This window comes from Alcanivorax sp. (genome assembly GCF_014762765.1).
GTDB lineage: Bacteria > Pseudomonadota > Gammaproteobacteria > Pseudomonadales > Alcanivoracaceae > Alcanivorax.
Genome location: NZ_JABURH010000183.1, coordinates 10,782 through 18,619, shown reverse-complemented (window position 1 = coordinate 18,619; position 7,838 = coordinate 10,782). Strand labels below are relative to the sequence as shown.

Genomic DNA, 7,838 nt, shown 5'->3' with positions numbered 1-7,838 from the left:
AGGCTTGGGGTTTGCTTTTCCTTGTAGCTTGCTGCTTGAAGCTTGTATCTCTCTCCCCACACACAATCCCCACAAAACCCCCAACCTGACTTTGCACACTGGCCTCTCCATATGAGGGAGAGGAACCATGCGACCCAACCTGTTACTGAAAATGCTCACTATCGCCGGCCTGTTGATGGTACTGGTGATTCCCCTGTTGATGATCCAGGACAAGGTTCGTGACCGCAGTAATGAAGCCTGGCAGGTAAAACAGCAGATCGCCCGCCAGGTCAGTGGCGAGCAGCAGATCAGTGGCCCGGTGATTGTTACCCAACGTGTCCGCAAGCAACTGGTGGAAAAGGCGGACTGCCGTCGCGGCGACAGCTGTACCGTGGTGGAAAAACGCACTGTCCTGGAAAGCCAGATTCCTGATGTGCTGAATATGGATGGGCAGCTGCAGACACAGATGCGTTATCGAGGGATCTACGGTACGTCGGTCTATCGCAGCCTGTTGCATCTGGAAGCAGTGTTTCCGGCCAATTGGCAGCAGGTCAAACAGCCGGAGCAAGTGGTGGCGTCTCGTCCATCGTTGCTGGTGTTGCAGATCAGCGACCTGCGCGGTCTGGTGGAGCGTCCGCAGATCCTGGTAAACGATGTGCCCCTGCCATTGGTGGAAACCGAGCAGCTGCCGTCCGGGCTGGGCGCCAACGCAGTGGCAGTGCAAGTGCCCGATGAACTGGCCGGTGCCTTTACCGTCAAGGTGCGCCTGAACCTGAACGGCACGGAATCTCTGGCTGCCTTGCCATTGGCGAAAGAAACCCGCATCGGCCTGCGTGCAGATTGGCCACACCCCAGCTTTGAAGGGCTGGTATTACCCGTGGAAAGAGAGATCAATACAGATGGCTTCACCAGCCAGTGGCGAACCAACAGCCTGGCAGCGGCCAGCGCCATTCTCTGCGCCCGGGGCGACGGCGCCTGCGGTGACGCCAGTCAGGCTCTGCGGGTAAGACTGGTGCAGCCGGTAACCGGCTTGCTGTCCAGTGAGAGGGCCCTGAAATACAGCTACCTGATCGTCGGCCTGACCTTCGCCGCCTTCTTCCTGTTCGAGATATTGCGTCGCTACCCGTTGCATGCCATGCAGTATCTGCTGGTGGGTCTGGCGTTGGCCATGTTCTACCTGTTGCTGGTAGCCCTGAGCGAGCACATCGATTTCGCCCTGGCGTATCTGGTCGCAGCGCTGGCCTGCTGTGCCTTGATCGGCGTTTACCTGATGGCAGTATTGCGATCCCCTAGAGCGGGGTGGGTCTTCGCTGTCAGTTTGCTGCTGGTGCAGGGCCTGATCTACGGCATTCTGATGGCAGAAGACTACGCCTTGCTGCTTGGCGCCCTGTTACTTTTCGCGGCTCTGGCGCTGGTGATGATCGTCACCCGTCACCTGGACTGGCATGGCTTTGCGGTTCCCGGTAAGGCCATGGCGAAAGCCAAATCGGAACCGGGTGAATAACATGACTAGTGGTCGCATCGCACGCTTGCTACGGGCCAGCCGGCGTTTCCCCGCCCAACGTCGCGATTTGCTGGAGCGGGCCCTGCGCCTGTGCCAGCAGGCGCTGGCCGGCAACGCCCGGGATCGCGAAGCCATGTTGTGGCTAGGCCTAATCTGGTGGCAGTTGGGGGCTCGCCGTCGAGGTCGGGCAATTTTAAGAGCAGCACATAATTCGTTTTAGTAAAGCCGGGTTATCAGGAGGTCATTCGCAACGCGAAGCCGATTAACAACATTACAGACATAGCAATTTTGTGGATGTTGCGGTTTTTTTACAATTGGGTTACTACTTAACGCGGATCAAGGGAGCCCATGAACGGGCTCAGGATGACCTTGGTTCACTTTATTAATCAGGGAGAAATTCATGAATAAGAAAATTCCAGTGTTTGCGATTGCCGCGCTTGCCGGTGCCATCAGCCAGACTGCCATGGCTGAAGTGCCTTCTTTTAATTACATGCAGTTCGACTATGTTGTGTCCGGTGACACGGAAGTTAGCGAGGGCGGTCTGTCCGAGTCGTTTGATCTTGAACAGGGCTTCGGTCTGCAGGGCGGTTTCGAAATCGGTGACTATGTCATGGTCATGGGGCGGCATTTGTCGCTGGACTATGAGGATGACCTGGGTTTTGCATTGGGTGACGCTGATAATGCCGTGTTTAACGACATGACGTTTATTGGTGTCGGTGCGCATATCCCGGTGGCGGATATGGTCGACCTTTATGGTGCAGTTGGTTTCAGCCGCCCAACGTTCATTGGTATTGCCGGTGAGGGGTATGGCCTGGAAGTCGGCGCCCGTGCCAACTTTGAAATGGTGACCGCATCACTCTGGTACAACATGGGTCAGACGGATACCAAGATTGGTACGGACTCCCTGGATATTGACCCGGAATTACTGGGCCTGGATGTGGCCATTTCCTTCGCGCCGGATGCTCCCGAGCTGGTGCTGGGATATGTTGATGCGACCCACGAGCTCGAGATTGACAACGATAAACTTGACCTGGATTACGATCACTTCTCCATTGGCGTAAGAAAATCCTTCTGATCGCCCTGAACCGGGATCCGCTTGCGGATCCCGTGTTTCTTCTTGTTCCAGGAAAATCCTTCCATCGTAGTCAGCCAACGGAAAATTTTCTTTCACCTGTTTAATGATCGAGTGCCATTTGGATTTCAAGAAAAAGACCGCGCTCCATCCAGGAACGCGGTCTTTTTTTTCAGTACCGGCAGGCGCCATTTCGCGAACGATTAACTATTCATTACCTTTCCCGTATGCCCGCAAAAACAACGCCACCACTTGCTCTGCATGGGGTTGTGCCTCGCTGGCCGTCATCGGTTGCTGATAGCCGATCATAACGCGCATGTGCTGGCAGCCCTGCAACAGGGAAAAGAAGTTTTCTGATGCCTGCTTGGGATCACTGACATCAAGCTGCCCGGCGGCGTTGGCGCTGCGGATCAGGTTTTCCATGGCGGTGAGCGTACGTTGCGGGCCTGCCTCGAAAAACAACCGTGCCATTTCAGGGTCCTGCGTGGCCTGGCTGTTCATAAGCCGTTGCAGCTCCACGGCATCCGGGCTGTGGATCAGTTCGAGAAAGGCCAGGCCAATCTTGGTGAGGGTGGTGCGCAGGGGCTGGCTTTCGTCCAGCTCAAAGATCGGCACCGGCAGCATATTCTGGCATTTTGCCTCGATAGCCGCGGAGAATAACGTTTCCTTGTCGCTGAAATGGCTATAAACCGTCAGTTTGGAGACCTTGGCCTCCTTGGCCACCGCATCCATGCTGGTGCCAGCAAACCCTTGGGAAACAAAGAGTTTTTTGGCGGCATTAAGAATGGCCGCGCGCTTGGCCGGATCCTTGGGGCGGCCACGGGTGGCAGGGGCGTTGGTGTCGATCATCTCGCTCATATTTCAATACTGGACGGTTCAGTTTAATAAAATTACTATACTGGCTAGTATAGCATAAAGGGAAGGCAACCGTCGGTGGCTTTCAAGGTAAACACGGGTTAGTAAAGGGTAGAGGGTAGCTGCCATGTTTCGTTCACTGTTGATACCGGGTCTGGTTATCGGGGTCGTTGGGGCTTTCAGCCTGCAGGCCTGTTCCGATGCGGAATCCGGCAAAACCGAAGCGCCGCGTCCGGCGCTGGTGGTTCAGCCGCTGACTGCCGGTGCCAGCCAGGATGTCTTTCCCGGCGAAGTGCGTGCCCGTTACGAGCCGGAGCTGGGTTTTCGCATCGCCGGCAAGATCAGCCAGCGCAAGGTGGACGTGGGTGATCGCGTCAGCAAGGGCGATGTGCTGGCCACCCTGGATACCGATGATGTGAACCTGCAATTGGATGCGGCCCGTGCCCGTTTTGCCTCCGCCCAGGCCGACCACAAGCTGGCCCGTAGCGAGCTGGACCGTCATCAGGCCCTGCTTGAACGCCAGGTCATCAGCCGCTCCCAGTACGACGGGGTGGAAAGCCGTTTCGATGCGGCCCAGGCCCAGCTTCGCCAGGCCCGCGCCAACCTGAATGTGGCCCGCAACCAGACTGACTATGCCACCCTCAAGGCACCGAAGGACGGGGTCATCGCCCAGCGTCTGGCGGAAGCCGGCCAGGTGGTGGCCGCCGGCCAACCGGTGTTTGTGCTGGCGGTGGATGGCGATCGGGAGGTGCGTATCGACCTGCCGGAGCAGGACGTGGGTCGGTTCGTCATCGGCATGCCGGTGGCTATTGAACTATGGTCGCGCAAGGGCAAGGTGTTCCCCGGCACCCTGCGGGAGCTCTCCCCGTCGGCAGACCCGCGTTCGCGCACCTTTGAAGCCCGGGTGGCCTTTGATAACGACGATGTAGGTGCGGACCTGGGCCAGTCGGCCCGGGTGGTGGCCAGTGGCGCCGCCGGCAATGGCGTGCTCACGCTGCCCCTGGCTGCGGTTACTGCGGAGGGGGATGAGCGATATGTCTGGGCGGTGAACCCTGCAGATTCCAGCCTGATAAAAACTCCGGTGGAAACCGGCGCCTATGGTGCGGAAACCATCCCTGTGCTGTCAGGCCTGCAAGCGGACACCTGGGTGGTAGCCGCCGGTACCCATTTGCTTCGTGAAGGGCAGACGGTGATTCCCGTGGATCGCCAGAATCGGCAGATTGAAATGGTGGCAGCAGACACCCGATCCCCGGCCGATGACGCCGAGACCGAGAGCGAATAGGGAGCACCACCATGTCATTCAATCTCTCGGAATGGGCACTCAAGAACCGCGCTCTGGTGCTCTACGCCATGATCCTGCTCGGTGCCATGGGCGCTATTTCCTACGCCAGCCTGGGGCAGAGCGAAGACCCGCCGTTCACCTTCAAACTGATGACCATCAATACTCAGTGGCCCGGTGCCAGTGCCGAGGAAGTGTCACGGCAGATTACCGAGCGCATCGAAAAGAAGCTGATGGAAACCGGCGACTTCGAGCGCATCACTTCCTACTCCCGCCCCGGTGAATCGCTGGTCATGTTCATGGCCCGGGACGAAATGCGTTCCAAGGAGATCAAGGATCTCTGGTACCAGGTGCGCAAGAAAGTGGGTGATATCCGTCATACCCTGCCCCGGGATGCACTGGGGCCGTTCTTCAACGATGAATTCGGCACCACCTTCGGCAACATCTATGCGTTGACCGGCCCGGGTTTCGACTACGCCATCATGAAAGACTACGCCGACCGCCTGCAGCTGGCCCTGCAGCGCGTGGAGGACGTGGGCAAGGTGGAGCTGGTGGGTCTGCAGGACGAAAAGATCTGGGTGGAAATTTCCAACACCAAGCTGGCGTCCCTGGGCATTCCCCTGGTCACCGTGCAGCAGGCGTTGCAGTCGCAGAATGCGGTGGCCGACGCCGGCTTTTTTGAAACCCCCAGCAGTAGAGTGCGCCTACGGGTGTCCGGGGAATTCACCAGTGTGGAGGATATCCGCCACTTCCCTATACAGGTGGGCAACCGCACCATCAAATTGGGTGACATTGCCACCGTTTATCGTGGCTTCAGTGATCCACCCCAGCCGCGAATGCGTTTCATGGGTGAGAATGCCATCGGCATTGCGGTGTCCATGAAGGACGGCGGTGACATTCTCAAATTGGGTGAAAACCTGGACAAGGCCTTCGCCGAACTGCAGAAGAGCCTGCCGTTGGGGATGGAACTGCGCAAGGTCTCCGATCAGCCGGCAGCGGTGGAAGCCGGAGTAGGCGAGTTCGTACAGGTGTTGATGGAAGCCCTGGTGATCGTGTTGCTGGTGAGTTTCTTCTCACTGGGCTGGCGGACCGGCATGGTGGTCGCCCTGTCCATTCCGCTGGTGCTGGCCATGACCTTTGCGTCCATGAAGTATTTCGACATCGGCCTGCACAAGATTTCCCTGGGGGCGCTGGTGCTGGCGCTGGGGCTGATGGTGGACGATGCCATTATTGCCGTGGAGATGATGGCAATCAAAATGGAGCAGGGCTTCAGCCGTATCAAAGCTGCCGGCTTTGCCTGGAAAAGCACAGCCTTTCCCATGCTCACCGGTACCTTGATCACTGCGGCAGGCTTTCTGCCAATCGCCACGGCGCAATCCAGCACCGGTGAATACACACGCTCGATTTTCCAGGTGGTGACCATCGCTTTGCTGGCTTCCTGGATTGCTGCGGTGGTGTTCGTGCCTTATCTGGGTGAAAAACTGCTGCCTAACCTGGCCAGGAAAAATGCCAGTGGCGACGTGCACGATCCTTATCAGAAACCTTTCTATCAGCGTTTTCGTAGCGTGGTGGAATGGTGCGTGCGCTATCGCAAAACCGTCATCGGTCTGACCGTAGGCATCTTCGTGTTTTCCCTGCTGCTGTTCAGCCTGGTGCCCCAACAGTTCTTCCCGTCTTCCAACCGGCTGGAGCTGATGGTGGACATGAAACTGGAAGAGGGTGCCTCGCTCATCGCTACCCAGGAGCAGGCTCTGCGCCTGGAAGCCATGCTCGGCGAAAATGAGCTGATCGAAAATTACGTGGGCTACATGGGCAGCGGTTCACCCCGTTTCTATCTGTCTCTCGACCAGAAACTGCCGGCGGCGTCGGTGGCCCAGTTCGTCATTCTTACCCGCAATATCGACGAGCGTGAGCAGGTGCGGAGTTGGCTGGAGGAAACCCTGAAGCGGGACTTCCCCACCGTACGTACCCGTGTGTCGCGGCTGGAAAACGGCCCGCCGGTGGGCTATCCGTTGCAATTCCGGGTCTCCGGGGAGCACATTCCCCAGGTCCGTGAACTGGCCCGGCGGGTGGCGGCACAGGTCCGCGATAATCCACACACCCAGAACGTGCACCTGGACTGGGAAGAGCCCAGCAAGGTAGTGCGCCTGAACGTGGACCAGGACCGGGCGCGGACATTGGGAATTACCACCGCTGATCTGTCCACGGCCCTGCAGGCATCGCTTTCCGGTGTAGCGGTGAGCCAGTACCGTGAAGACAACGAACTGATCAATGTGGAAGTGCGCGGCGACAGTCACGAACGCCACGCCCTGGGCTTGCTTGGCAACCTGGCAGTGCAAACGGACAGTGGTCGCAGCGTGCCGCTGAACCAGATCGCTACCCTGGAGTACGGTTTCGAGGAAGGTATTATCTGGCACCGTGATCGATTGCCTACTGTGACCATTCTGGCTGACGTGAAGGACGATGCCCTGCCGGCCACTCTGGTCAATCAGATCATGCCGCAGCTGGAAGATGTGCGCGCCGACTTGCCGCCAGGCTATCTGCTGGAAGTGGGGGGCACTGTGGAAGAATCGGCTCGTGGGCAGAAATCCGTCAATGCCGGCATGCCGCTGTTCATACTGGTGGTGGTTACTTTGCTGATGCTGCAACTGCGCAGCATGCCTCTGTCGCTGATGGTGTTTATCACTGCACCGCTGGGGCTGATCGGGGTGACCTTCTTCCTGCTGATCTTCCAGAAGCCATTCGGTTTCGTGGCCATGCTCGGCACCATCGCGTTGGCCGGCATGATCATGCGTAATGCGGTAATTCTGGTGGACCAGATCGGCCAGGACATGGACCAGGGGCTCAGTACCTGGGATGCCATCATCGAATCGACGGTGCGTCGTTTCCGGCCCATTGTGCTCACCGCGCTCACCGCCGTACTGGCCATGATCCCGTTGTCTCGCAGCGTCTTCTTCGGCCCCATGGCGGTGGCCATCATGGGCGGCCTGATAGTGGCAACGGCACTGACCTTGCTGTTCCTGCCGGCGCTTTACGCCGCCTGGTTCCGGGTGAAGGAAGAACACGCAACAGCCACACACAACGAACGCTGATGAAATGCCGGTCATCGCCGGCTTCCCCTTGGCCCCGGTTCTTCCGGGGCTTTTTTT

At 58.3% G+C, this 7,838-nt stretch carries 5 protein-coding genes; 4 read left to right on the top strand and 1 reads right to left on the bottom strand.

Annotated features, from left to right (window positions below; genetic code table 11):
- Positions 1 to 127: 127 nt before the first annotated feature.
- Positions 128 to 1,483: a cell envelope integrity protein CreD gene (creD, locus tag HUJ17_RS13780; RefSeq protein WP_290511230.1), complete on the top strand. Its 1,356-nt coding sequence runs from the start codon at positions 128 to 130 to the stop codon at positions 1,481 to 1,483.
- A gap of 400 nt (positions 1,484 to 1,883) precedes the next feature.
- On the top strand, positions 1,884 to 2,558 hold the full coding sequence (locus tag HUJ17_RS13775; RefSeq protein ID WP_290511229.1) for a hypothetical protein: 675 nt from the start codon (positions 1,884 to 1,886) through the stop codon (positions 2,556 to 2,558).
- A 204-nt stretch (positions 2,559 to 2,762) separates the two neighbouring features.
- Here HUJ17_RS13775 and HUJ17_RS13770 read toward each other — a convergent pair whose 3' ends face one another.
- Entirely contained in the window at positions 2,763 to 3,413 is a 651-nt protein-coding gene (locus HUJ17_RS13770; protein ID WP_290511228.1) for a TetR/AcrR family transcriptional regulator, read from the bottom strand.
- A 124-nt stretch (positions 3,414 to 3,537) separates the two neighbouring features.
- Here HUJ17_RS13770 and HUJ17_RS13765 point away from each other — a divergent pair, with 124 nt between their 5' ends.
- Together HUJ17_RS13765 and HUJ17_RS13760 are read left to right on the top strand one after the other, a co-directional pair.
- A complete protein-coding gene (locus HUJ17_RS13765; RefSeq protein WP_290511227.1) occupies positions 3,538 to 4,692 on the top strand; it encodes an efflux RND transporter periplasmic adaptor subunit in 1,155 nt (384 codons plus the stop codon).
- A gap of 11 nt (positions 4,693 to 4,703) precedes the next feature.
- A complete protein-coding gene (locus HUJ17_RS13760; protein WP_290511226.1) occupies positions 4,704 to 7,781 on the top strand; it encodes an efflux RND transporter permease subunit in 3,078 nt (1,025 codons plus the stop codon).
- Positions 7,782 to 7,838 lie beyond the last annotated feature (57 nt).